Below are 25326 nucleotides of genomic sequence, written 5' to 3'. Positions count from 1 at the left end.
ATTATCGGTATGCTAGAAAAGAAAGAAGGATGATCGTTGATGAACCACTTTAAAAAATTCATTATTACAATTCTTGTAGGAGTAGCGGCTCTCGCAAGCGAATTCTTATTGAAGCAACCGAGATGGGCATTTTTATTGGTTGCTATCATTGGCAGTATCGTTGCTTTTACTATGTTGATTGAAATGATTCGAACACTTCGTTCTGGGCGATATGGTGTGGATATTTTAGCAATTACCGCCATTGTTGCCACATTAGCAGTAGGCGAATATTGGGCGAGTTTGATGATTTTGGTCATGCTGACAGGTGGAGATAGTTTAGAAGATTACGCCGGCAGACAAGCCAATAAAGAATTGCAGTCTTTACTGGATCATTCACCACAAATTGCCCATCGGCTTGTGAATGGACAATTGGAGGATATTGCGGTCGAAGCGGCTCAAATCAACGATCAGCTAGTGGTGAAGCCCGGTGAGATCGTTCCAGTAGATGGGAAAATTTTATCTGAGAGGGCTACGTTGGATGAGTCTTCCTTGACAGGTGAGTCTCGTCCGGTGACGAAAAAAATCGGTGAAGAGGTCATGTCTGGATCAATCAACGGTGAAGAATCGTTGCGAGTCGAAGTTACAAAGTCCGCGGAAGATTCTCAATACCAAACAATTATCAAATTGGTAAAAGAATCAAAAGAAAAACCAGCTCACTTTGTTCGAATGGCAGATCGTTACGCGATTCCTTTTACTGCAATTGCTTACCTAATCGGGGGGATTGCATGGTTGGTGACAAAAGATCCAGTTCGTTTTGCTGAAGTTTTGGTTGTTGCTTCTCCTTGTCCGTTGATTTTGGCAGCGCCAATCGCTTTGGTTGCAGGAATGAGCCGCTCTAGTCGAAACGGTATCATTGTAAAAACCGGAACAACGATTGAAAAATTGGCAGAGGCAAAAACAATAACTTTTGATAAAACAGGAACCATAACAGCGGGACAACTGGCAGTTTCCGCAATTCATCCGACCGAAGGATTCAATGAACAGCGCCTGCTTTACTATGTTGCCAGCGCGGAACAGGATTCTTCTCACATCTTAGCTCGTTCCATCGTTGCGTATGCCAAAAACAAAGTTACCTTGACAACGGCAGATTCATTGGAAGAAGTAACTGGTTCAGGAATCAAGGCGGAAATTGATGGTCATCTTTTAAAAATCGGGCGGGCAGCATTTGCTAACGCGCAAGAAATTCCCACTGATGAAACGATTATTTATATTTCCTGCGATGAATCATTCGCCGGGACGATTACTTTTCAAGACATCTTACGGCCAGAAGCAAAGCAAACCGTTGCTTCCTTGAGAAACCTTGGTATCAAACGAATTTTAATGTTGACGGGAGACCATCAAGCGATTGCCGATGATATTGCTCAACAAGCGGGTATTGACGAGGTCTATGCTGAGTGTTTGCCACAGGATAAAATCAATGTGATTAAGGGAATTTCGGCATCTGATCGACCACTGGTAATGGTGGGTGACGGGGTCAATGATGCACCGGCGCTTGCAATCGCGGATATCGGAATTGCCATGGGAGCGCATGGGTCAACTGCTGCCAGTGAGAGTGCCGATGCGGTTGTTTTGAAGGATGACTTGTCGCGAGTGCTCAGAGCCGTAGAGGTCGCAAAAGATACAATGCGAATCGCCAAGCAATCGGTTTTGATCGGAATCTTTATTTGTATACTTTTGATGTTGATTGCCAGCACAGGTGTCATCCCCGCTTTGTTCGGAGCAATTTTGCAAGAAGTTGTAGATACTGTTTCAATTTTGAGTGCGTTGCGTGCCAAAAATGATTAGAAAATTGGAGGGATAGCATGAAGATTTTATTGACTGGAGATAGTTTGATCGCTCGTAAGGAATCCCTAAAAGAACCCATGTTGAACGCATATTTGAAGAAGAAGGTTCCTAAAATAAAAATCGTAAACACCGCAATCAGTGGCAACAACAGTAATGACTTACGAAATCGTTTTGCCAAAGATGTGATGCATTTTAGAGGAATTGACAAGCTGTTTCTTCTAATTGGAACAAATGATTTAGCTGAAAATAAGCAGGTTTCCAAAATGGTTTATCAGGAAAATCTGCAATGGATGATTACTCAGCTGAAAAAGAAATATACTGCCAGCCAAATTTTCTTTATCACTCCTCCCGCAGTGGATGAAAAGAAACAGAAATTTCGTAACAATGAGCTAATCAAGTCCTACATCAATTGTTTGATGGAGGTAGCAAATCGGGAAAACTGTGTTGTTCTTGATTTTTATACAGAGATCATCAACCAGCCGGATTTTAAAAAAATCATCAATGGAACCGTAAAGGATGGTCTGCACTTTGGTAAAGAAGGCTATGATCTGCTTTCAGATATCATCGTGAGGTATCTTTAATAGGAAAAAAATCAGTCGGTTTGGGGCTGATTTTTTTGTATCCATCGGTGAGGAAAGTAGGACCCCCAATTTTTTTAAGAGCGATTTGCTATTTAAGAAAGGCGGGAGGTATAATAGGAGCCGCAAAGTCAAAAATCATTTGTCTATATTTATGAAAAGAGGAAAGAACTATGCCATTTGTTCATGTAGAATTGGTTGAAGGAAGAAGCAGAGAACAGCTTGAAGGAATGATGAAAGATATTACTGAGGCTGTTCATAAAAATACGGGTGCGCCAAAAGAGCATATCCACATCATCATCAATGAAATGAAAAAAGGAAATTACGGAGTTAACGGAGCTTGGAAAGAATAGGCATTTCTTTCTTGCAATTTACACGTTTTAGTGCTTAAATGGTTCTATAATTGATTGATGAAAAAGACAACCAAATTTGAGAGTCTTCGAAAAGAGAGGAAAATCACGGCTGAGAATTTTCCGGAAGAAAACCAGAGGCGGACCACTTTTGAAACCTTTGTTGAAGCGAAGGCGGTCGCACCGTTACCACGTTTGAGGAACACAGATTGTGTTTGAAAATTAGGTGGAACCACGAAATTTCGTCCTAGTATCGCAGTGCGATGCTAGGATTTTTTTATTTTTCGGCAATCAAAAGCTCTTCGACCTATCTTTTTATCAATCATAATTTTGAAGGAGGATTTTTTATGTCAATAAAAATTACATTTCCAGATGGTGCAGTAAAAGAGTTTGCTGCTGGAATCACTACAAAAGAAATCGCAGATCAAATTTCTAAAAGTCTTGGAAAAAAAGCTTTAGCAGGAAAAATAAACGGACAATTGATCGACTTGGATCGCCCAATTGAAGAAGATGCTTCTATTGAAATCGTAACCCCAGATCATGAAGATGCTCTTGCTTTGGTTCGACATTCTTCTGCTCATTTAATGGCGCAAGCTATGCGTCGCTTGTTCCCTAAAATCCATTTTGGAGTGGGTCCAGCGATTGATACTGGTTTTTATTACGATACAGACAATGGCGAACACCCAATTGCTGCCGAAGATTTACCAGCAATCGAAACAGAAATGATGAAAATTGTAAAAGAAAACCTGCCAATCGAACGCCATGTTTTAACAAAAGCAGAAGCACTAGAACTTTTTGCGGCTGATCCTTATAAAGTGGAACTGATTAGTGAATTGCCAGAAGACGAAGTAATTACTGCCTATAGTCAAGGAGAATTCGTTGACCTATGCCGTGGACCTCACGTGCCGTCAACGGGGCGAATCCAAGTATTCAAATTGCTGTCTGTGGCAGGTGCTTACTGGCGCGGAAATTCTGACAACCACATGATGCAACGGGTTTATGGTACAGCTTTCTTTGATAAAAAAGAATTAAAGGAATTTATCAAACAAAGAGAAGAAGCCAAGGAACGGGATCACCGTAAACTTGGGAAAGAATTAGATTTATTCATGGTTTCTCAAGAAGTTGGTTCTGGGTTACCATTCTGGTTGCCAAAAGGAGCAACCATTCGTCGGACTATCGAACGCTACATTGTAGATAAGGAAATTGGTTTGGGTTATCAACACGTGTATACACCGATTATGGCAGATGTGAACTTATACAAAACTTCTGGACACTGGGATCACTACCATGAAGATATGTTTCCGCCAATGGATATGGGAGATGGCGAAATGCTGGTTCTGCGCCCAATGAATTGTCCTCATCATATGATGGTTTATAAAAATCATATCCATTCTTATCGCGAGTTGCCAATTCGAATTGCTGAACTTGGTATGATGCACCGTTATGAAAAATCTGGCGCATTGTCCGGGTTGCAACGGGTGCGGGAAATGACCTTGAACGACGGACATACTTTTGTTCGCCCAGATCAAATCAAGGAAGAATTTAAACGGACACTGGACTTGATGATTGCTGTTTACAAAGATTTCAACATCACCGATTATCGTTTCCGCTTAAGCTATCGGGATCCAAACAATACAGACAAATATTTTGATGATGATGCAATGTGGGAAAATGCTCAAACAATGTTGAAAGAAGCAATGGATGAGCTTGGTTTAGACTATTTTGAAGCAGAAGGTGAAGCTGCCTTTTATGGTCCAAAAATGGATGTACAAGTAAAAACAGCATTGGGAATGGAAGAAACATTGTCAACGATTCAATTGGATTTCTTATTGCCTGAACGTTTTGACTTGACTTATGTTGGGGAAGATGGCGAAAATACGCATCGTCCTGTTGTCATTCACCGAGGAATCGTGTCAACCATGGAACGTTTTGTTGCATATTTGACTGAAGTTTATAAAGGCGCTTTTCCAACTTGGTTGGCACCTGTTCAAGCAACAATCATCCCGGTTTCCGTTGATGCACACAGTGATTACGCTTATGAAATCAAAGAACGTCTGCAAAGCCAAGGTTTGCGGGTTGAAGTGGATGACCGAAATGAAAAAATGGGCTATAAAATTCGGGGCTCCCAAACGCAAAAAATTCCTTATCAATTAGTTGTTGGAGACAATGAAGTGAAGGATGCTACGGTAAATGTTCGTCGTTACGGAAGTAAAGAAACTGCTGTGGAAGATTTGAGTATGTTTATCGATGCAATCGTTGCAGAAGTAAACAATTACAGTCGTGAAGCATAGGTAACTACTGAATAGTTGAACGAATTTCTCGCTTTTTGGTTAAACATCAAAAAGCGGGAAAATTTATTATCAAAAAGAGATAAAAACAGGGAGAAAGGAATGAAAAAATGGAAAACAAGCAACGATCGATCCTATCAGTGATTGTCCTGTCGATTATTACCTGTGGCATTTATTTTTTTGTCTGGATGTATCAAACCACAAGAGATCTGAATGAGTACACAAATGATTATCGATTAAGTCCAGGAACGGTTATTTTATTAACGGTTATTACCTGTGGTATTTACGGTATTTATTGGTGGTATCGGATCAATGACCTATTCATAAAAGCGCAGCAAAAAGTTGGCTACAAGGTTTATAATGACAATAAAGTTCTTTTTATCGTCCTATCTTTATTTGGGCTGAATATTGTCAATATGGCGATTTTGCAATCTGATTTGAATCTTTTATGGCGAACAGATACTACGGAGCCAGAAACAAAAGATGACGACTGGACAGATTATTAATGTGTTTTTTCAAAGCAATTACCGGTCTGCCTTGCCCAGGTTGTGGCATGACCCGCGCATTTCTTCATTTTTTTAGTGGCGATTTTACAGGGGCATTTTATTATCATCCACTATTTTGGTTGGTAGCTTTGATTTTCGGAGCGCTGCTTGGTAAGAAATATTTTCCCCGTCTGGCGGCAATTTTGCGTAAGGAGAAACTCTGGCTGTCATTGTTAGGCGTTGTTTTAGTCGTATACGGTATACGCTTGTTCCTGCTTTTCCCCGAATATCCGCCAATGGATTTCGATCAACAGGCGTTGCTTCCACGGTTGCTTCGCCAAATTTTTTAAGAAAAAATTATTGAATATTTTTTAAGAAAGCGTGGAATGCTTATCAGGTCCGTCTTTAGACCTTGAGTTTTCTCGTAGTATATGGTATAGTACGTTATGGTAATGATACTTGAAGTGAGTGAGCGGAAATTTCGCTCACTCTTTTTCATGAATGAAAGTCGTTTATTTTGAAGGAGGCGAAGAATTTTGAGTACAGTGGTGGAAACAGTTACGGAATTAGTGACTCCCATCTTAGAGGAACAAAATTTTGAGTTGGTTGAAGTGGAATTTGCAAAAGAAGGAAAAAGCTGGTTTCTTCGCGTATTCATTGATAAAGAAGGCGGAATCGATATCGAGGAGTGTGCCTTTGTCAGTGAGCAATTAAGTGAAAAACTGGATGCGTGCGATCCAGATCCCATTCCCCAAGCATATTTTTTAGAAGTTTCTTCTCCTGGTGCTGAGCGTCCTTTGAAAAAAGAAAGCGACTATGAAAAAGCACTTGGCGAATACATCCATGTATCCTTTTATCAGCCAGTCGATGGTGAAAAGCAGTACGAAGGATTTTTACAAGCTTTTGATAAAGAACAGATGACGATGAAAATTCGTATAAAAACACGGGAAAAAGAGATTACTTTTGATCGGAAAAACATTGCTAAAGCGCGTTTAGCTATTCAATTTTAATCACGAAGGAGTCAGAAAACAATGAGTAAAGAAATGTTGAATGCATTGGATGCATTGGAAGCGGAAAAAGGAGTTTCCAAAGAAATCGTTATTGAAGCGCTTGAAGCAGCTTTAGTTTCGGCTTACAAACGCCACTATGGCCAAGCACAAAACGTTGAAGTGGAATTTGATCAAAAAAAGGGCAACATCCATGTGTATGCAGTCAAAGAAGTAACTGAAGAAGTCATGGACTCTCAGTTGGAAGTATCTTTAAAAGACGCTTTGCTGATCAATCCTGCTTATGAAATCGGGGATAAGATTCGTTTCGAAGTCACACCGAAAGATTTTGGACGGATTGCCGCCCAAACGGCGAAACAAGTTATCTTGCAACGGGTGAGAGAAGCGGAACGCAACATTATCTATAACGAATTCAGTGCTTATGAAAAAGACATCATGCAAGGAATTGTTGAACGTCAAGACCATCGTTATATTTATGTCAATCTTGGCAAAATCGAAGCTGTCCTTTCAAAGCAAGATCAAATGCCTAACGAATTTTATCAACCTCACGACCGAATCAAGGTCTACGTTTTTCGTGTTGAAAATACATCAAAAGGCCCTCAAGTTTTTGTAAGCCGTAGCCATCCAGATTTGTTGCGTCGCTTATTTGAACAAGAAGTGCCGGAAGTCTATGATGGAACGGTTGAAATTATCAGTATTGCTCGTGAAGCAGGGGACCGTTCAAAAGTTTCTGTTCGATCCAATGATCCGAATATCGATCCCGTGGGAACGTGTGTAGGACCAAAAGGCCAACGGGTCCAAGCTATCGTCAATGAATTAAAGGGCGAAAACATGGATATCGTTGAATGGAACGAAGATGCCGCAGTATACATTGCAAATTCGTTGAATCCGGCACAAGTTGTGGATGTTATCTTTGACTTGCAAAATCCTAAGGCCTGCACAGTTGTCGTACCAGATTATCAATTGTCATTAGCCATCGGCAAACGGGGACAAAACGCCCGTCTTGCAGCAAAATTAACTGGGTTTAAAATCGATATCAAATCAGAATCAGATATGGAAGAATTTTACGCAAAACTTGAAGATGGCGATTATATCGATGCCGGTGAATCAGCTGATGTGGATGCAGCGATAACTGAAACTCCAGAAGAAGCAATCGTGGAATCAGAAAAACCTGCAGACGATGAAGTCGTTGATATGGACGAAAAGTAGAGAAACAAGCGAGGGAAAAACGATGAAAAAACGAAAAGTTCCTTTACGAAAATCGGTTGTGTCTGGTGAAATGAAACCTAAAAAAGAATTGATTCGCATTGCCCGCTCAAAAGAAGGCGTCGTTTCCATTGATCCATCTGGAAAAATGCCTGGTCGCGGTGCGTATGTTGCGATTGAACCTGAGGAAGTACGTGTTTCTCAAGAAAAGAAAATTTTGGATCGGGTGTTGGAAACAACCTTGACAGATGAATTCTATCAAGAATTATTAGACTATGTCACCCATCAAAAAGCCCGTCGCGAGTTATTCAAAAATGAATAAGACGAAGCTGCTGAATATGTTAGGACTTGCAATGCGAGCTGGTAAACTGGTAACCGGCGAAGAGCTTGTGGTCAAAGAGATCCGTTCGCAAAAAGCGGCACTTGTTTTGATCGCCTCTGACGCTGGAAAAAATACCCAAAAAAAAGTCAAAGATAAAAGTACTTATTACAAAGTTCCTTGCTTTGACGAGTTAACTTCTACTGAAATCAGTCACGCCATTGGCAAACCAAGGATGGTGATTGCTGTAATGGATCAAGGTTTTGGAAGGAAGATCAAGGAACTAATACAAGGTTAGGAAGGTGATTGCATGGGTAAAAAAAGAATTTATGAACTTGCAAAAGAAATGAACAAATCAAGCAAAGAGCTTGTTGAAAAGGCGCAATCTTTAGGATTTGATGTCAAAAACCATATGGGTTCGATTTCGGATGGAGAAGAAAAAAAATTACGCCAAACATTGACTGGAGGCGCGTCAAACAGACCGAACTCCGGAAATAGACAACAAGAAAATAGCCAACCTGCAACCCAAAAACCAGCGAACCAGCCTTCTAATCCAGAAGCAAAACCTGAACATAAAAAATTCCAAACACAGCGGAATAATCCGAATTTTCAAAATCGTAACAAACCTGCCCGTCCAGCGGGAAACAAGCCTTATCGTCAAGACACGGCTAAACCTGCAAATCAAGGAGTAAACCAGGCAGAACGACCAAATCAAGAAAAACCAAAACAACAGACAACAAGACCACAAACACAAGGTCAAAAACCACAAAATCAAAATCAAGCAAGACCGCAAAATCAAGCACAACGACCACAGAATCAAGGTCAAAAACCGCAAAATCAAGGGAGACCACAGACCCAAGGACAAAGACCACAAACACAAGGTCAAAAACCTCAGGGACAAAGTCGTCCACAATCACAGCAACCACAGTCAGGAAAACAGATGAATCAAAAAACAAACCAAAAACCAACAGAACAACGCAATCAAGCAACCAACCAACGTCCACAAGCTGCTTCTCAGAATCAAACTCGAGGACAAGCCGGCGGACAAGGTGGACAAGATCAAAAACGAACAACGAACAATAACCGCGGCAAAGGAAACTTCAACAACCAAAACCGCAACAATTTTGGCAATCAAAATCGCAATCGATTTAATAAAAAAGGGAAGAAAGGCCGTCAACAACAAACTTCCCAAAAACCTGCTGTTCCACCACGTAAATTCCGTGAATTGCCAGATGTTTTAGAATATACAGAAGGTATGAACGTAGCAGAAATTTCAAAAAAAATCCATCGTGAGCCAGCCGAAATCATCAAAAAATTATTCTTGATGGGTGTTATGGTCAACCAAAATCAACCGTTGGATAAAGATACGATTGAATTATTGGCGACAGACTACGGCATGGAAGCACAAGAAAAAGTACAAGTGGATATCACAGATATCGACAAATTCTTTGAACCAGAAGAATTGAATGAAGAAAATCTTGTTCCACGTCCACCAGTTGTAACGATCATGGGACACGTCGATCACGGTAAGACAACGTTGTTAGATACTTTGCGTCATTCACGAGTAACCAGTGGTGAAGCCGGAGGAATTACACAGCATATTGGTGCTTATCAAATTGATATCGACGGCAAACCTATTACCTTCTTGGATACACCGGGACACGCGGCCTTTACCAGCATGCGGGCACGAGGAGCAAGTATTACTGATATTACTATTTTAGTAGTTGCAGCAGATGATGGTGTGATGCCACAAACAATTGAAGCAATCAATCATGCGAAGGCAGCAAAAGTTCCAATCATCGTTGCAGTCAATAAAATCGATAAACCAGGTGCTAATCCACAACATGTTATGCAAGAACTAAGCGAATATGAACTGATCCCTGAAGCTTGGGGTGGCGATACGATTTTTGTTGAAATCTCCGCAAAATTTGGTCAAAATATCGAAGAATTGTTGGAAATGATTGTTTTAGTTGCAGAAGTTGAAGATTTGAAAGCAGATCCTCAACAGCGGGCAATCGGAACCGTCATTGAAGCACGATTAGATAAAGGAAAAGGACCAGTTTCTACTTTACTGGTTCAACAAGGAACACTGCATGTTGGTGATCCAATCGTTGTCGGAAATACCTATGGACGTGTTCGGGTGATGACCAATGATATCGGTCGGCGGGAAAAAGCAGCTGGACCAGCAACACCAGTTGAAATTACCGGATTGAATGATGTACCTCAAGCTGGAGACCGTTTCGTTGTCTTTGAAGATGAAAAAACTGCTCGGGCAGCTGGGGAAGAGCGGGGCAAACGTGCCTTGATGGAACAACGCTCATCTAATAGTCGGGTAACACTGGATACATTATTTGAAAGCCTAAAAGAAGGCGAATTGAAAGACGTTAATGTTATCATTAAAGCAGACGTGCAAGGTTCTGCCGAAGCATTGGCAGCCTCATTACAAAAAATCGATGTTGAAGGCGTTCGTATCAATATCGTCCATTCAGCAGTAGGTGCCATCAATGAGAGCGATGTGACACTGGCTGCAGCAAGTAATGCGATTATCATTGGATTCAATGTGCGTCCGACACCACAAGCAAAACAACAAGCAGATGCTGAAAAAGTGGACATTCGTCTACACCGGATCATTTACAAAGCCATCGAAGAAATCGAAACAGCGATGAAGGGAATGCTTGATCCAGAATTCGAAGAAAAAATCATAGGACAAATGGTTGTCCGAGAAACATATAAAGTCTCCAAAGTCGGAACGATTGCTGGTTGTTACGTAACAGAAGGATTTATTCGTCGAGACAGCGGTGTGCGTGTGATTCGCGACGGCATCGTGATTTACGAAGGTGTATTAGCAAGCTTGAAACGCTTCAAAGATGATGTGAAGGAAGTTAAGCTAGGCTTTGAATGTGGTGCAATGATCGAAAAATTCAACGATCTCAAAGCAGATGATGTTATCGAAGCATATGTTATGGAAGAAATTAAAAACGATTAATCACAAAGGAGGTCGAAGACTATGGCCAATTATCGTGATCGCAGAGTAGCACAAGAAATTCTACGGGAAGTAAACCAAATCTTACGAAAAAAAATCCGTGATCCTCGGGTACAGGATGTAACTATTACTGATGTACGTGTGACAGGTGATTTGCAACAAGCGACAATTTATTATAGTTTACTGTCAGAATTAGCTTCTGAAAGACAAAAGGCACAGCAAGGGCTTGAAAAAGCAACAGGCTTGATTCGTCATGAATTGGGACAAACCTTAACCCTTTATAAAACGCCGGAAATCTTTTTTGAACTTGATGAATCTGTCGAATATGGCAATAAGATCGATGAAATGATTCGCAACCTGCACAAAGAGTAAAGAAGAATTTCATGAAAAAACTAGCGAAGGATTTCAGCTCTCTTTTTGGGAACTGAGATACCTTCGCTTTTTTCAGTTTACAGATGATAAACTTCTGGGGAAATGTGCTATAATAATCCAGTTGAATAGGAGAAGTGAGGTGTGACATGGACGGAATTTTACCTCTATGGAAAGAACGGGGAATGACGAGTCATGACTGTGTTTTTCAATTACGAAAAATTTTACATACAAAAAAAATCGGGCATAGTGGTACACTGGATCCCGATGTAGATGGTGTATTGCCGATTTGTATCGGAAAAGGCACAAAGATGGTAGAATTTCTGATGGAGTCGGGAAAAACATATGTAGGGGAAATTACCCTTGGATTTGCAACAACGACAGAGGATGCTTCAGGAGAGGTTGTTGAACGTACAGTCATCCAACAACCATTTTCGAACAAAGCAATCGATGAAGCAATGGCTTCTTTGACGGGTGAAATTACTCAGATACCGCCGATGTTTTCAGCGGTCAAGGTCAACGGACGTCGGTTATATGACTATGCACGAGCGGGAGAAATCGTTGAACGCCCTGAACGCAAAGCCCAAATTTTTTCTTTTGAACGAATCTCAGAGCCAGTATGGGAAAATGGAACCCAGTCTTGGCGGTTTCAAGTGAGGTGCGGCAAAGGAACCTACGTGCGAACGTTAGCGGTTGATACGGGAAAAAAATTACAGGTAGCCGCCCACATGTCGGACTTAACACGAATAGCTAGTGGCGGATTTACAAAAGCGCAAGCAGTAACCCTGCAACAGGTACGGGAATTAGTAGAGCAAAACCAATTAGAGGCCTATTTATTGCCAATTGAATATGGCGTAAAGGAATTTCCACGGGTGGATCTTTCCGATGCATTGTGGCAAAAAATAAAAAATGGGATGCGACTGCCTTTTTCAGCTTTCCAATTAGCCGAAATGCCACAGGAACCGATTGCGCTGTTTTATCAAGAAAAAGTGGTAGGAATCTATGAAAAGAACAATAAGAATCCCGAAGAACTAAAACCGAGGAAAATGTTTCGTACGGAGTAGTAGATGGAGGATTACTTGATAGGTTCTGTGTAGTAAATTTGTTACCTTAATTATGAACGGAGAATTTTGATGAAAATAATAACGATTAGACATCCTTATACAAAAGAGCAAATTCCAGAAGGGGATGTCGTTTTAGTTCTGGGCTTTTTTGATGGGGTACATAAAGGACATCAGAAAGTCATTCGGAAAGGAAAAAAAATCGCTGAGGAGCAAGGATTAAAGTTAGCTGTGATGACATTTAATCAACATCCTTCCATTGTTTTCCAAAAGGTCGATCCAGCTGAAATGCATTACCTAACTAGCCTTTCGCAAAAAGAACGAATCATGGCTGATCTAGGCGTCGATTATTTATATGTGATTGATTTTACTTCGGCGTTTGCAGGATTAAAGCCACAGGACTTTGTGGATCAATATATTGTGGGTCTTCATGGAAAATTTGCTGTCAGCGGCTTTGATTATACCTATGGTCCGAGAGATATCGCTGATGTAGCCCATCTTCCTGAATATGCTAAAAATCGTTTTGAGGTAGTCACAGTAGCAAAAGAAACTGAGGATGGAGAAAAAATCAGTTCTACTCGTATTCGTCAATTGTTGGAAGAAGGAAATATGGATGAAGTCAATAAACTATTGGGCTATCCATATGAAATCGAAGGGACAGTCGTGCACGGGGATGCTCGTGGACGCACTTTAGGATTTCCTACAGCCAATATCAAGTTCAAATCTACTGTCCGTTTGCCCGAAGAAGGCGTCTATGTGTCTGAATTGAAGGTGGGCGATCGTTGGTATCCGGCAATGGGATCAATTGGCCATAATGATACCTTCGGCAAAGGACGAGAATTAACAGTTGAAGTCTATATTTTGGATTTTCATCAAGATATCTATGGGGAACAGGTCAGTGTCCGCTGGCTACATCTGCTACGGGGACAGGTTGCTTTTGATGGGGCAGAAGCTCTGATCGAACAACTGCATGCAGACGAAGCGGCAACACGTGCATATTTTAAAAAATAAGAAACCAGAATCGGAGGATAATTACTCCGATTCTTTTTTAATGATAACAAAAATTTATCACACTGCTTTATTTCTTATCATGTGAAAGATTGAATTAATCTACTCTCTGCGCTATGATTACAACAACAAAATAAGAAATGCCATGAAAAGATAAGTACAAAGCGGAACACTTACAGAGAGCTTAGGAGAATGAGAATAAGCAGCGGGAAACTTTGGAAAATGGTCTTGGAGCAATCGACAGCAAGTAATAACGAACTGCCGACGGAAAGCGTCCGTTAGATACGCGCAAGTATTTCGTTTGAATTTTTTGAGATACTTATGGAGGCTGACTTTGTGAAGAGTCAGCGAACAAAGGTGGTCACACGAGACAATCGTCCTTTCTTTTTATGGAAGGATGTTTTTTTATTTTGTAGGAACAGCGGTTGTACTGATAAAAAGGAGAGAATGCAAATGGCAAAAATCGTTGAAAATATCTTAGAATTGACCGGAGATACACCTGTCGTAAAACTAAATCGAATCGTTCCAGAAGGTGCTGCAGATGTCTATGTTAAACTAGAATTTTATAACCCAGCTGGTTCAGTCAAGGATCGAATCGCCCTTGCAATGATCGAAAAAGCAGAAAAAGAGGGGAAATTAAAACCCGGAGGAACAATCGTTGAACCGACTTCCGGCAATACAGGCGTTGGCTTATCCTTCGTTGGTGCGGCAAAAGGGTATAACGTTGTCATCGTTTTACCGGAAACCTTCTCAATTGAACGTCGGAAATTGATCCAAGCATACGGTGCAAAATTAGTTTTGACACCAGGGAGTGAAGGAATCAACGGAGCGATTGCCAAGGCTAAAGAGTTGGCAGAAGAAAACGGTTGGTTTTTGCCTTTGCAATTTGAAAATGAAGCCAATCCAGAAGTTCATTATCAAACAACTGGTAAGGAACTTGCTGCAGCATTCGCCGAAACAGGACTCGATGCGTTTGTTGCCGGCGTTGGAACTGGTGGGACGATTACCGGTGTTGCCAAAAGTTTGAAGGAAACTTTGCCAAATGTTCGTGTTTATGCGGTGGAAGCGGCCGAATCTGCTGTTTTATCTGGCGGCAAAGCGGGTCCTCATAAAATTCAAGGGATTTCTACCGGCTTTGTGCCAAAAGTTTTAAATGAAGAAAGCTACCAAGAAGTATTACCTGTATCTAGTGAAAACGCCTTGGAAACTGCGCGGAAAGTTGGAACACAAGAAGGGATTCTTGTCGGAATTTCTGCAGGGGCAGCTATTTACGGTGCAATTGAAGTGGCTAAAAAATTAGGTGCCGGCAAGAAAGTCGCAGCAATTGTTGCTGATAACGGCGAACGCTATCTTTCGACAGTTCTCTATGATTTTGCAGACGAATAAGTTGAATCAAAGGACGATTAGCAGGAAATCCTGTTGATCGTCGTTTTTTTTTTCACAAAGCATTGCAAAAAAGTTCTGTTTGACTTAACCTTGAGTTTAAGTTGTAAAGTTGATGTATTGAATGCGATGAATGATAAATAGTGTAAAGACAAAAAGCAAGGAGACAAAAAATGAACATTTCCAAAGTAGCAGAAAAAATGGCATTAACACCAGTCACTCTCAGATACTATGAGCGAATTGGTTTAATTCCTCCAATCACTCGTAAAAACGGCGGGGTTCGAAACTATTCAGAAGAAGATTTGCAATGGATTGATTTCATCAAATGCATGCGCAGTGCTGGATTGACGGTGGAATCTTTGATTGAATATACAACACTTTATCAACAGGGAGCTGCAACGCTAGAAGCCAGAAAACAAATTTTGATTGAAGAAAGAGAGCAATTAAAAAAGAAATACCAAGAAATGGGAGAAACTTTAGAGCGTCTGGAAGGGAAAATCGCTAATTATACAGACTTACAAAGTGAGATGCGCTGAGGAGAAAGCGGAGTGAAATATTTTATTGCGGATACACATTTCAATCATGAGAATGTGATTGATTTTTTCTTCGGCGAAACGGCAGAAAATGCAGCCCATATTTTAAAAAGCTATTAGGACGCCGCGGGCTAAACCTAGGTGCTGATCTGCAAAATTATTGTCCAGTCAGTCTTTGTGACGTTTTAGAAAAAGCAGTAATAAGAGGAAACGTTTGTAGATTAAGGGAGCAACTCTCCGCAAATTGAATTCTCTCACAAAGTCTCTTATAATAAATTTATATCGAATAAAAAAGAACAGGGGGGAATTTCGTGAGTAAACAAACAGAGCGCTTTGAAGCGATGCGAAAACAAACGAGAGATAAAATTCGCTATGCCGCGGTTACTTTATTTGCAAAACATTCTTTTGCGAATACGACAATGCAGGCAATTGCCGAAGAGGCAGGTGTCAGCACAGGGTTGGCATATCGTTATTTCCCTTCCAAGCAGGCCTTGTTTGATGCCATAATGAGTGAAGCCATTGAGGGTTTAAGAAATTTGAAACACCTGTTTCAAGCAGAAGGTGATCCACGAAGCATTTTAACGGGGGCAACAGAGGAAATGTTGAAAGGAATCGCAGTGGATCGAACCACAAGTGATTTATTTTTATTGGTTACGCAATCGATTTTCCCCAATACAGAGCCGAATAACGGCTTGAAGGAATTGATTGCGATGGATAAGGAGCTAATTGCGGCATTGAAACAATTGATTATTCGTGGTCAGGAAAAAAAGCAATTTGTTGCTGGTGATCCGCAAATGTTGGCGATGTTTTTTATCAGTAGCGCTCAGGGAGTAGGACTAATGGCAACGATTTTTGAAGAGGACTATCAATTACCGGATATCAGCATCTTTTTAAGTTTTTTATTGCAAAAATAAATAGCCTGTGAATTTTTTGTCAGTGGAAAATCTCGCTTTTCATTGACAAATATTTTTTATATTTTATAATGAATATATGTTCATTCATTATAAAGGCGAAGGAGAATTTTATGGAATTTGCGATTGAGGGTAAGAATTTATCAAAAAAGTTTGGTGAGCATTTGGCAGTGGACGCAATTAATTTTCAGGTGGCTGCTGGTAAGATCTTTGCGTTATTAGGAGAAAATGGGGCGGGAAAAACGACCACGATTCATTTGCTTACCGGTTTGTTAAAACCAACAGCAGGAGAAATTTTTTACGAAGGAATCAAGGCTTCACGAAAGGAAATCCGCAGTCAAATCGGTGTGACAGGACAATTTGCAGCACTGGATGAAGAACTGACTGGGCGGGAAAATCTAGAAATTCTTGGACAACTCCATTCGTTACCGAAGAAGATAGCGAGAAAAAAAGCTATAGAACTATTAAAACAATTTCAATTGGAACAAGCTGCTGATAGAAAAGTCAGTCAGTATTCTGGCGGGATGAAACGCCGATTGGATATTGCAGCAAGTCTTTTGGGAGATCCAAAAGTGTTGTTTTTGGACGAGCCAACGACTGGAATCGATCCTGCAAATCGTCGGAAAATTTGGAAACTGATTGCTGATTTGGCAAAAAAATCGGGAATGACGATTTTTCTTACCACTCAGTATTTGGAAGAAGCTGAGATATTGGCTGACTATGTGACAATCATGAGTCAAGGAAAAATTATTGCTGATGGATCGATTCAAACACTTAAAAAGCAATTGCCAGAAAGTAAGATTCATTTACAGTTTTCAAACGAAAAGGACTTCCAAAAAGCACAATTGGTTTTAATCGGAGAAAAAATCGCTCTCCTACCAGAAAATAAGTTAGAGATTTTGGCAGTAGAAAAAGTTCAAAAATTGACTTCATTGTTTTCAAAATTAGCAGACCATGAAATTGTGGTAAGTGATGTTCAATTATTGGAACCAACGTTGGAAGATGTTTATTTGGAAGTAACTAAAGGAGGTAGCAGCCATGCAATGGTTTCATGATTTGACGGTTATGAGTAGGAGAAGCTGGAAGCTCAATTCCCGTAATTTGGATGGGTTGATTACTACAATTTTTTTGCCTGTTCTGATTTTATTGTCCTTTGTTTTTATTTTTGGAGGTGCAATTGACCGTAGTGGGAATTATATCGATTATATCTTGCCCGGAATCATTGTTTTAGGAATCGGGCAAGTATCGGCAGGAGCGGCGGTTGCCATGTCTACGATGAAACAAAGAGGAATTTTGAATCGCTTCAAAACAATGAATATTACCCAATCTTCGGTTTTATGGGGGGAACTAACCATTAATCTTCTAAAAAATCTTATTGCCGTATTTCTAGTGGTCATCGTGGGCATCTTACTTGGATTTAGCACTCAGATTACTTTTTTAACTAGTTTTTTCTTGCTATTCTTTGTGCTGTTATTTGCGGCAGTACTGATCTGGATCAGTTTTTTTGTTGGGCTCACTGTTGGAACGGAAGCAGCGGCAGCATTTCCGATGATTTTGCTGTTTATGCCCTATTTGAGTAGCGGGTTTGTCCCATTAGAAACATTACCAAAATTTTTACGCCGGTTAGCAGAAATTTCTCCTTTCACTCCAATTACAGAATCAATTCGAGGTTTGTTAATGAATGAGTTAATAATCCACAATCTCCAGACGGCACTGATTTGGTTAGGTCTTTTATTATTACTTTTTGTTCCTTTGACCCTGAGAAAATATGAGAGATTGACGGAGGGGTGACTTGCGAGTTTTGGTGGTGTAAATAAACTTACTAATATAGAAGAAATAAGTATTTTCCTCAATAAAAGTTGCTTTATCGTAACTTCATTTAGTAATTGCTCTTGAAAAGAATATGTTAAGTTTTAATAGCCTATGATAGAATGAAGTGCAACGCTTCAATTTATAGCTAAATGAAAGGTATTAAAGAAGCGGACAGGCCTTTTGAGAGGAAATAACAAAATGAAAAATATAGATAAACCAGGTAATACCAGCATTTCAGCCTACATTCACATCCCATTTTGTGAACATATCTGTTATTACTGTGACTTTAATAAGGTATTCCTGGAAGGGCAGCCAGTCGATGAATATATCGAAATGCTGTTGAAGGAAATCCAATTGACATTGGAGCAACAAAAAACGGAAGAGTCAAAAACAATCTACATTGGTGGAGGAACGCCAACTTCTTTATCCGCAAAGCAATTGGATCAATTGTTGCAAGGCGTCACGGACTTGTTTCCGATGGAGAAGGTAAAAGAATTCACTATTGAAGCCAATCCGGGCGATCTGACTCAGGATAAATTGCGGGTTATGAAAAATTACGGAATTGGTCGTTTATCAATGGGCGTCCAAACATTTGATGACCAATTATTAAAAAAAATTGGTCGTAAGCACTCGGTAGCTGATGTTTACCAAACGATTGACTTGTTAAAAAAAGAGCAGTTTGATAATGTGTCTATCGATTTAATCTATGCGTTACCGGGACAAACATTGGAAAGTTTCAGAGATACGTTACATCGAGCATTGGATTTTGATTTACCTCACTATTCTTTGTATTCCTTAATTTTGGAAAATAAAACCATGTTCATGAATTGGGTGCGGCAAGGAAGAATCGAATTGCCGGATCAAGAAGTTGAAAGTCAAATGTTTGAAGAAGCAATCGAACAAATGGAAAAACGTGGACGTCATCAATACGAAATCAGTAACTTTGCTGAATCTGGAAAAGAATCTCAGCATAATCTGGTTTATTGGAACAACGAAAATTATTTTGGGTTTGGTGCGGGAGCTAGCGGCTACTTGGGTAATCGCAGATACAAAAATTATGGACCAATCCAACATTATTTGGAACCTTTGCGAAAGGGAAAGCTTCCTATCTATGAAGAAGAATTTTTAACAAAGGAAAATCAGATGGAAGAGGAATTATTTTTAGGTCTAAGAAAACTGGAAGGTATTTCCAAGCAAAACTTCCGCCAAAAATTTAATGTCGATTTTCATGATATTTATGGACCAGTGTTGCCGGAGCTGAAAGAAAAAGGTTGGCTGCTGGAAGAAAAGGATACCGTCCGTTTGACAAAAACTGGGTTATTTATCGGTAATGAAGTATTTGAAAAGTTTTTATTGAAGAGTTCTAACTAGGACTCTTTTTTCTTTTTAAATTTTTCTAAAATAATTAGCACTCGGCATGATAGAGTGCTAAAAAGTGGTGAAAAATTCTTGACAAATAAGTGGAGTGTGGTATATTTATACTCGTATTAGCACTTATAAGTAAAGAGTGCTAATGAGAGGTGATAGATTATGTTGACACAACGGCAACAGGATATTTTGCGTCTCATTGTTCAAAATTACACGCAAACGGGTCATCCAGTCGGTTCTAAAAAACTGATGGAAGAAGGAATTGATGCAAGCTCTGCAACGATTCGCAACGAGATGAAGGCATTAGAAGAATATGGCTTTCTTCAAAAAACACATTCTTCTTCCGGGCGAGTTCCTTCGATGACAGGCTATCGTTATTATGTTGATCATCTTTTACGACCGGACAAAGTCGAAAAATCAGAAATGCAACTTATTCAACAGTCTTTTGGTAGAGAGTTTCATGAAATTAATGAAATCATCCAACAGTCTGCGGATATCCTATCCAGTCTGACCAGTTACACAGCACTTTCACTAGGTCCAGATATGAAGGAACGACGTTTAACGGGTTTTCGCATCGTTCCCTTGAACGATCGCCAAATCATTGCGATTATCGTGACGGATAAAGGTAACGTTGAAAGTCAGGTCTTTACGATTCCCCGCTCCATTAGTGGAGAAGATTTAGAGAAAATGGTGCGGATCATCAATGATAAATTGATCGGTGAACCGTTGATTACGGTATATCATCGCTTGCGAACAGAAATTCCTATGATTTTGCATAAGTATTTTCAAACAACTGAAGGGATTCTTGATCTATTTGATTCGTTGCTGAGTAACGCTTTCGAAGAAAAAATCTTTGTCGGCGGACGGATGAACCTTTTGGATTTCGGTCCTAAGCCGGATGTGGATCAGTTCAAAACGATTTATTCTTTTATGAAAGATCCCGAGGAGTTGAATCAGCTATTGATTCCGCCAAATGGAACTATCCAGATTCGAATTGGTGATGAGCTTGGCATTGACTTGCTGCAAAATATGAGTTTAGTCCAAGCAAGTTATGATATTTCTGGTCATGGCCGCGGCACGATTGCGCTTTTGGGTCCTACGAGTATGCAATATTCAAAAATTTTTGCGTTGATTGACGTTTTTCGTCAAGAACTCGCATCAAAATTGGCTGACTATTATCGATCACTAGATTCGTTTAGTTAGTAAAAGCAAAAAGCGAAACAATCTAATAGAGAAAGGAAGTTAGTCAAGTGTCTGAAAAAGAATTGGAAAAAGAACTAGAAACAGAAATTGAAGCAGCGATCACTGAAGAAATTGAAGCTGATGATACTGAATCAGAAGCTCCGACAGAACTTGAAGTGTTGAAAGCAAAAAACAATGAATTAGAAGATCAGTTTTTGAGAGCGCGGGCGGAAATCGCAAATATTACCACTCGAAATCGCAATGAACGGGAACAATTACAAAAATATCGTTCGCAAGATTTGGCGAAGAAACTTTTGCCGGCAATCGATAATTTGGAACGTGCAATGGCGGCGGAAGTATCCGATGACCAAGGCGCAAATTTGAAAAAAGGTGTCGACATGGTTCTAGAAGGAATTCGTTTTGCTTTGAAAGAAGAAGGGATTGAAGAAATTCCCGCAGCTGGTGAAATGTTTGATCCTAATGTTCATCAGGCCGTTCAAACGATTCCAGCCGGTGACGATGTAGCAACAGATACAATCGTTGAAGTTTTACAAAAAGGATATAAGCTGCATGACCGCGTCTTGCGACCAAGCATGGTTATCGTAGCCCAATAATAAAAAAATATTAGTAGTATACTATTTTAAAGGAGTGTTTTTTACATGAGTAAAATTATCGGTATCGACTTAGGTACAACAAACTCAGCAGTCGCTGTTCTTGAAGGCGGCGAAGCAAAAATTATTGCAAATCCAGAAGGAAACCGCACAACACCTTCTGTTGTTTCTTTCAAAAATGGTGAAATCCAAGTAGGTGAAGTAGCAAAACGTCAAGCTGTAACAAATCCTCATACGATTTCTTCTATCAAACGTCATATTGGTGAAGCAGGTTATAAAGTAGAAGCCGAAGGGAAATCTTATACACCACAAGAAATCTCAGCTATGATTTTACAATACATCAAAGGTTTTGCTGAAGATTATCTAGGTGAAAAAGTTGAAAAAGCAGTCATTACAGTTCCTGCATACTTCAATGATGCGCAACGTCAAGCAACGAAAGATGCTGGTAAAATTGCAGGTTTAGAAGTAGAACGGATTGTTAATGAACCAACAGCAGCAGCATTAGCTTATGGTTTGGATAAAACAGACAAAGAAGAAAAAATCTTAGTATTTGACCTTGGTGGTGGTACTTTTGACGTATCAATCCTTGAATTAGGTGACGGTGTGTTTGATGTATTATCTACAGCCGGTGACAATCATCTTGGTGGGGATGACTTTGATAACAAAATCATCGATCATATGGTTGCTGAATTTAAAAAAGAAAACGGTATTGATTTAGGAAAAGACAAAATGGCGTTGCAACGGTTGAAAGATGCCGCTGAAAAAGCGAAAAAAGATTTGTCAGGTGTAACAAGCACGCAAATCAGCTTGCCATTTATCACAGCCGGAGACGCTGGTCCTTTGCATTTGGAAATGACTTTGACTCGTGCGAAATTTGATGAATTAACAAGTGATCTTGTTGAACGGACAAAAATTCCAGTACGTCAAGCTTTGAAAGATGCTGGTTTATCACAATCTGAAGTAGATGAAGTGATTTTAGTCGGTGGTTCAACCCGGATTCCTGCAGTTGTTGATGCTGTTCGTAAAGAAACTGGCAAAGAACCAAATAAATCTGTAAATCCTGACGAAGTTGTTGCGATGGGTGCTGCAATCCAAGGTGGAGTTATCACTGGGGACGTCAAAGATGTAGTCTTGTTAGACGTTACACCACTTTCATTAGGTATCGAAACAATGGGTAGTGTCTTTACAAAATTAATTGACCGTAACACAACGATTCCTACAAGTAAATCACAAGTCTTCTCAACAGCAGCAGACAATCAACCTGCCGTAGATATCCATGTACTGCAAGGGGAACGTCCAATGGCTTCTGATAACAAAACATTAGGAAGATTCCAATTGACGGATATTCCACCAGCACCTCGTGGAATTCCACAAATCGAAGTAACTTTTGATATCGATAAGAACGGTATCGTGAATGTTTCTGCTAAAGATTTGGGAACACAAAAAGAACAAAAAATCACCATCAAATCTTCTTCAGGTCTTTCAGATGAAGAAATCGATCGCATGGTGAAAGATGCTGAAGCAAATGCTGAAGCAGATAAAGCCCGCAAAGAAGAAGTAGATCTTCGTAATGATGTAGATGCGTTGTTATTCACTGTTGATAAAACATTGAAAGATCTAGAAGGCAAAGTAGATGCAGAAGAAGTGAAGAAAGCGGAAGATGCTCGGGATGAACTGAAAGCTGCAGTTGAAGCAAATAACATCGAAGAAATGAAAACAAAACGAGATGCATTAAACGAAATCGTACAAAACTTAACGGTTAAATTGTACGAACAAGCAGCGCAACAACAAGCACAAGAAAATCCAGAAGAAGCGCAAGGCGGCGCAGATGATGTTGTCGATGCTGATTTTGAAGAAGTAGACGGCGATGACAAATAAGTAACTCGCTAAGAAAAAGCCAAAGTCATCCTTTGGCTTTTTCTTATGATTTATTAAGAATGATTTGGCTTATGACAGAAATATGATAAAATACACAAGTGGTTAAAACAAGAAATGTGGAGGGAAGCCTATGGCAACAAAACGAGATTATTACGAAGTCCTGGGATTGCAAAAAGGGGCTTCGGATGATGAAATTAAAAAGGCATACCGCAAGCTTTCCAAAAAGTATCATCCGGATATTAACAAAGAGGCTGATGCAGAAGATAAATTCAAAGAAATTTCCGAAGCCTATGAAATTCTGAGCGATCCGCAAAAAAGAGCAGCGTATGATCAATATGGACACGCTGGTACAGATCCTAATTATGGTGGCGGTGGCGGCTACGGTGGATTTGGCGGCGGTAATTATGGTGGCTTTTCCGGTGGCGGTTTTGGTGGATTTGAAGATATCTTTGAATCGTTTTTTGGCGGCGGTGGCGGTGGTCGTTCGGCTGATCCCAATGCGCCCCGACAAGGAGCCGATTTGCAGTATTCGATCAACTTGAAGTTTGAAGAAGCAATTTTTGGTGTGGAGAAACCGATCAAGTACAATCGGGAAGAAACCTGTCATACATGTGGCGGTAACGGAGCAAAACCCGGTACCCAGCCAGAAACCTGTCATAAGTGTCATGGTTCTGGTTCAATCAATGTGGAACGACAAACGCCTCTTGGTCGTGTAATGAGTCGTCAAACCTGTGATGTCTGTCATGGTACTGGGAAAGAAATCAAAGAACCATGTCCAACTTGTCACGGTGCTGGACACGAAAAGAAAGCCCATGAAGTGAAAGTCAATGTCCCTGCAGGGGTAGAAGATGGGCAACAAATGCGTTTGGCAAATCAAGGGGAAGCCGGACAAAACGGTGGACCTTATGGGGATCTTTATGTTGTTTTCCGAGTTGAAGAAAGTGATATCTTCGATCGGGATGGTGCGGAGATTTACTATGAATTGCCATTAAACTTTGTCCAAGCAGCACTTGGTGATGAAATCAATGTGCCGACTGTTCATGGAGATGTGAAACTGAAAATTCCAGCTGGTACACAAACGGGAACTAATTTCCGTCTTCGTGGAAAAGGTGCACCTCGTTTACGTGGTGGTGGCAATGGCGATCAACAAGTCCGCGTTAAAATCCTTACACCAAAAAATCTGAATGATGCGCAAAAAGACGCATTGCGTAGCTTTGCGGAAGCTAGTGGTACAAAAATCAGTGAACAGCAGGCAGAAGGTTTTTTTGATAAAATGAAAGACGCCTTCAGCGGAAAAAAGAAGTAGGTAATCAATCGACTTCCTGTTCATAAAAAATAAGTAGAAATGACGACTGTTTGGCGTTGTTTCTACTTATTTTTTTGCAAAAAAAACTGTGAAAGTCAGGGATTAACCGACTTTCACAAGAAAGATTAAATATTTAGAACTTTGTCCAGAAAATCTTTGGTTCGTTCGTTCTTAGGAGCATTGAACAGTTGGTCTGGTGTTCCATCTTCCAAGAATTTTCCTTCGTCACAAAAGAGAACACGATTAGCTACTTCTTTGGCGAAGCCCATTTCATGGGTGACGATAACCATTGTCATGCCTTGTTTTGCTAATTTTTTCATTACGTTCAACACATCGCCGACCATTTCTGGATCCAGAGCAGAGGTAGGTTCATCAAATAACATAACATCAGGGTTCATTGCCAAAGCGCGAGCGATAGCAACCCGCTGTTTTTGACCGCCAGATAATTTATCAGGATACATATCCTTTTTATCTGCTAGTCCAACGGTATCCAATAATTCCAGCGCTTTTTTCTCCGCTTCGCTACGATTGTTTTTCTTAAGATCCATTGGCGCTAAAACAATATTTTCTAAAACGGTCAAATGGGGGAAAAGGTTAAAATGTTGAAAAACCATACCGATATGTTGCCGAATAAGATTGATATTGGTATTCTTATCCATTAAATGAGCACCATCAATGACGATATCTCCACTGGTTGGTTCCTCTAAACGGTTCAAGCAACGTAAAAAGGTGCTTTTTCCGGAACCGGACGGACCGATGACACAGACAACATCGCCTTCTTTAATTGAGATACTGATATCATTTAACACGGTATTGTCACCATATTTTTTAACAAGATGTTCCACTAAGATTTTTTCTGCCATC

The 25326-nt window shown here is 40.2% G+C and carries 25 protein-coding genes and 1 other annotated feature; of the genes, 24 read left to right on the top strand and 1 reads right to left on the bottom strand.

What is annotated here, in order from left to right; translation table 11 throughout:
* Nucleotides 1–39: 39 nt before the first annotated feature.
* The 24 genes from BN1875_RS01000 (at nt 40) to dnaJ (ending at nt 24462) form a co-directional block, all read left to right on the top strand.
* Nucleotides 40–1824 (top strand): heavy metal translocating P-type ATPase, encoded by a 1785-nt coding sequence (locus BN1875_RS01000; RefSeq protein ID WP_048603017.1) that lies wholly within the window; start codon nt 40–42, stop codon nt 1822–1824.
* Between the two features lie 17 nt (nt 1825–1841).
* A complete protein-coding gene (locus BN1875_RS00995; protein WP_048603016.1) occupies nt 1842–2405 on the top strand; it encodes a GDSL-type esterase/lipase family protein in 564 nt (187 codons plus the stop codon).
* A gap of 170 nt (nt 2406–2575) precedes the next feature.
* Nucleotides 2576–2755 (top strand): 2-hydroxymuconate tautomerase, encoded by a 180-nt coding sequence (locus tag BN1875_RS00990; protein ID WP_048603015.1) that lies wholly within the window; start codon nt 2576–2578, stop codon nt 2753–2755.
* Nucleotides 2756–3099: 344 nt separating this feature from the next.
* Nucleotides 3100–5043: a threonine--tRNA ligase gene (thrS, locus tag BN1875_RS00985; RefSeq protein ID WP_048603014.1), complete on the top strand. Its 1944-nt coding sequence runs from the start codon at nt 3100–3102 to the stop codon at nt 5041–5043.
* A 107-nt stretch (nt 5044–5150) separates the two neighbouring features.
* Nucleotides 5151–5546, top strand: coding sequence for a DUF4234 domain-containing protein (locus BN1875_RS00980; RefSeq protein WP_048603013.1), 396 nt, complete (start codon nt 5151–5153; stop codon nt 5544–5546).
* Nucleotides 5546–5875 carry a DUF2752 domain-containing protein gene (locus BN1875_RS00975; protein ID WP_069959613.1) on the top strand — a complete coding sequence of 110 codons (330 nt, stop codon included), beginning with the start codon at nt 5546–5548 and terminating at the stop codon, nt 5873–5875. Before BN1875_RS00980 ends, BN1875_RS00975 begins: the two co-directional genes overlap by 1 nt.
* 186 nt (nt 5876–6061) lie before the next feature.
* Nucleotides 6062–6535, top strand: a complete 474-nt coding sequence (gene rimP / locus BN1875_RS00970) for a ribosome maturation factor RimP (protein ID WP_048603011.1) — start codon at nt 6062–6064, stop codon at nt 6533–6535.
* A 21-nt stretch (nt 6536–6556) separates the two neighbouring features.
* The gene (gene nusA, locus BN1875_RS00965; RefSeq protein WP_048603010.1) at nt 6557–7741 is read left to right on the top strand and encodes a transcription termination factor NusA; all 1185 of its coding nucleotides are present in this window, start codon (nt 6557–6559) and stop codon (nt 7739–7741) included.
* A 22-nt stretch (nt 7742–7763) separates the two neighbouring features.
* Entirely contained in the window at nt 7764–8060 is a 297-nt protein-coding gene (gene rnpM, locus BN1875_RS00960; RefSeq protein WP_048603009.1) for an RNase P modulator RnpM, read from the top strand.
* Nucleotides 8053–8355, top strand: a complete 303-nt coding sequence (locus tag BN1875_RS00955) for a YlxQ-related RNA-binding protein (RefSeq protein WP_048603008.1) — start codon at nt 8053–8055, stop codon at nt 8353–8355. The genes rnpM and BN1875_RS00955 overlap by 8 nt, the downstream gene beginning before the upstream one ends.
* A 12-nt stretch (nt 8356–8367) precedes the next feature.
* Nucleotides 8368–11043: a translation initiation factor IF-2 gene (gene infB / locus BN1875_RS00950; protein WP_048603007.1), complete on the top strand. Its 2676-nt coding sequence runs from the start codon at nt 8368–8370 to the stop codon at nt 11041–11043.
* 21 nt (nt 11044–11064) lie between these two features.
* A complete protein-coding gene (gene rbfA, locus BN1875_RS00945) occupies nt 11065–11412 on the top strand; it encodes a 30S ribosome-binding factor RbfA (RefSeq protein WP_048603006.1) in 348 nt (115 codons plus the stop codon).
* Nucleotides 11413–11558: 146 nt separating this feature from the next.
* The gene (gene truB, locus BN1875_RS00940) at nt 11559–12473 is read left to right on the top strand and encodes a tRNA pseudouridine(55) synthase TruB (RefSeq protein WP_048603005.1); all 915 of its coding nucleotides are present in this window, start codon (nt 11559–11561) and stop codon (nt 12471–12473) included.
* Nucleotides 12474–12542: 69 nt separating this feature from the next.
* On the top strand, nt 12543–13481 hold the full coding sequence (gene ribF, locus BN1875_RS00935) for a riboflavin biosynthesis protein RibF (RefSeq protein ID WP_048603004.1): 939 nt from the start codon (nt 12543–12545) through the stop codon (nt 13479–13481).
* A gap of 133 nt (nt 13482–13614) precedes the next feature.
* Nucleotides 13615–13863, top strand: a binding site (T-box leader).
* A 68-nt stretch (nt 13864–13931) separates the two neighbouring features.
* The gene (gene cysK, locus BN1875_RS00930; RefSeq protein ID WP_048603003.1) at nt 13932–14864 is read left to right on the top strand and encodes a cysteine synthase A; all 933 of its coding nucleotides are present in this window, start codon (nt 13932–13934) and stop codon (nt 14862–14864) included.
* 170 nt (nt 14865–15034) lie between these two features.
* Complete coding sequence (locus BN1875_RS00925) at nt 15035–15397, top strand: MerR family transcriptional regulator (RefSeq protein WP_048603002.1); 363 nt, start codon at nt 15035–15037, stop codon at nt 15395–15397.
* A gap of 308 nt (nt 15398–15705) precedes the next feature.
* Nucleotides 15706–16308 (top strand): TetR/AcrR family transcriptional regulator, encoded by a 603-nt coding sequence (locus BN1875_RS00920; RefSeq protein ID WP_048603001.1) that lies wholly within the window; start codon nt 15706–15708, stop codon nt 16306–16308.
* A gap of 110 nt (nt 16309–16418) precedes the next feature.
* Nucleotides 16419–17360, top strand: coding sequence for an ATP-binding cassette domain-containing protein (locus BN1875_RS00915; protein ID WP_048603000.1), 942 nt, complete (start codon nt 16419–16421; stop codon nt 17358–17360).
* Nucleotides 17344–18096, top strand: a complete 753-nt coding sequence (locus BN1875_RS00910) for an ABC transporter permease (RefSeq protein ID WP_048602999.1) — start codon at nt 17344–17346, stop codon at nt 18094–18096. The genes BN1875_RS00915 and BN1875_RS00910 overlap by 17 nt, the downstream gene beginning before the upstream one ends.
* Before the next feature lie 219 nt (nt 18097–18315).
* Nucleotides 18316–19488: a radical SAM family heme chaperone HemW gene (gene hemW / locus BN1875_RS00905; RefSeq protein ID WP_048602998.1), complete on the top strand. Its 1173-nt coding sequence runs from the start codon at nt 18316–18318 to the stop codon at nt 19486–19488.
* A gap of 159 nt (nt 19489–19647) precedes the next feature.
* Nucleotides 19648–20688 (top strand): heat-inducible transcriptional repressor HrcA, encoded by a 1041-nt coding sequence (gene hrcA / locus BN1875_RS00900; protein ID WP_048602997.1) that lies wholly within the window; start codon nt 19648–19650, stop codon nt 20686–20688.
* Nucleotides 20689–20735: 47 nt separating this feature from the next.
* The gene (grpE, locus tag BN1875_RS00895; RefSeq protein WP_048602996.1) at nt 20736–21281 is read left to right on the top strand and encodes a nucleotide exchange factor GrpE; all 546 of its coding nucleotides are present in this window, start codon (nt 20736–20738) and stop codon (nt 21279–21281) included.
* A gap of 45 nt (nt 21282–21326) precedes the next feature.
* Nucleotides 21327–23156, top strand: a complete 1830-nt coding sequence (gene dnaK, locus BN1875_RS00890; protein ID WP_048602995.1) for a molecular chaperone DnaK — start codon at nt 21327–21329, stop codon at nt 23154–23156.
* 130 nt (nt 23157–23286) lie between these two features.
* On the top strand, nt 23287–24462 hold the full coding sequence (gene dnaJ, locus BN1875_RS00885; RefSeq protein WP_048602994.1) for a molecular chaperone DnaJ: 1176 nt from the start codon (nt 23287–23289) through the stop codon (nt 24460–24462).
* A gap of 125 nt (nt 24463–24587) precedes the next feature.
* Here dnaJ and BN1875_RS00880 read toward each other — a convergent pair whose 3' ends face one another.
* On the bottom strand, nt 24588–25325 hold the full coding sequence (locus tag BN1875_RS00880; RefSeq protein WP_048602993.1) for an amino acid ABC transporter ATP-binding protein: 738 nt from the start codon (nt 25323–25325) through the stop codon (nt 24588–24590).
* Nucleotide 25326: the final 1 nt, after the last annotated feature.

This window comes from Enterococcus massiliensis (assembly GCF_001050095.1).
In the GTDB taxonomy this organism is placed as follows: Bacteria; Bacillota; Bacilli; order Lactobacillales; family Enterococcaceae; genus Enterococcus_C; species Enterococcus_C songbeiensis.
This window is presented reverse-complemented; position numbering and strand designations above follow the sequence as displayed.